Annotated in this window: 1 protein-coding gene; it reads left to right on the forward strand. The window is 55.7% G+C overall.

From position 1 onward, the window contains the following. Positions 1–110 precede the first annotated feature (110 nt). The gene (locus JUK32_RS10220; protein WP_204138758.1) at positions 111–1,118 is read left to right on the forward strand and encodes an AraC family transcriptional regulator; all 1,008 of its coding nucleotides are present in this window, start codon (positions 111–113) and stop codon (positions 1,116–1,118) included. The last annotated feature ends 125 nt before the right edge of the window (positions 1,119–1,243 follow it).

Here is a 1,243-nt window from a genome sequence, read left to right on the forward strand (position 1 = left end):
TCAACTCTCGATACTGGTAGGTTGAGCGCAGTCGAAACCGGATTGAACGGGTACTTTATTTAGTTGCAGATCCCTAACTGCCCTTTAGCCCCTGTGGCTGCGTAATTTCTATGAAAGTAATTCCTCTGGTGAGGGCTAGCGCACTTTCGCCGATTGTTGGCTTTCTTGACCAAATCGGCTCCCCCATCGATCGCCTTCTAGAGCAAATTAGCCTTACCCCAGCCGTCTTAGACCATCCAGATAACCTCCTGCCGCTTCATCAGGGGTCAGCACTGATTGAAAACGCCGCCAATCTAGAAGGGTTGAAAACCCTCGGTTTTTTAATCGGGCGACAGACCCCAACGTTCACGCTGGGTACCCTCGGCACAATTCTCAACAACTGCCTGACGCTGTTTGATCTGCTCATGACCATGGAGCAGCTCGTACGTCTGGACAACTCGGGTGAGCACGTTAGCCTGCGGTGGGAAAACGACTCAGTCTGGTGGCAGGTTCACTACGATCTCCCGACCCAGGGGAGCAACCTGCAAACCCATCTCTATGGACTAGGTCTTTACCTAAGTGCTGTTCGTGTAGTGCTAGGGCCAACCTGGCGACCTACAGAGATTCACCTAGAGGGGCCGCCTTGCCGCTCGCTCCTGGCCATAGACGACTTTGCCGATACCACTATTCACGGTATGAGTTCCTGTAGTGCCATCAAAATGCCTCGGGCCGCCCTTAGTTTGCCCTATAACTCGCTGGCCACAGGCGATGACTTCAGCCTACACCCAGCCTACGAAGGATTTCAGAAATCTGCCCCCGCCAGCGCCTTCTTCGACTCCTTGCAACAGTTTGTTCAGGCGCTGTTGCCCTACGGATCCCCCAACATTGCCCTGGTGGCAGCGGCCTCGGGGCTGAGCGTGCGCAGCTTGCAGCGACACCTGACAGAGGCGGGGCTGACCTACTCTAAGCTGATCGATCAGGTGCGGTTTAACCGGGCGGTGGCCCTACTGCGAAAGCCCGATGTCAAACTGCTTGAGGTTGCCCTTGAGCTGGGCTACACCGACCCCGCTAACTTTGCTCGCGCCTTTAGGCGCTGGGCTGGGGTCTCGCCCCGCGAATACCGGCTCCTGCACGGCTAAGCGATATAAGAGTACTCCAACGAATAAAACATCCATTTACAAGGCAGGCTGGTTAAACTCATCGCCGGGGTCGCCCCCGACGATGGTCTACAGAACCGGACGTGAAAGTTTCCCTTCATCCGGCT

Origin of the sequence: Halomicronema sp. CCY15110 (assembly GCF_016888165.1) — a bacterium.
In the GTDB taxonomy this organism is placed as follows: Bacteria; Cyanobacteriota; Cyanobacteriia; order Phormidesmidales; family Phormidesmidaceae; genus Halomicronema.

Excerpts from the sequence above, each read along its gene's own strand:
- JUK32_RS10220 (WP_204138758.1), top strand. The coding sequence starts at position 111 with ATGAAAGTAATTCCTCTGGTGAGGGCTAGCGCACTTTCGCCGATTGTT.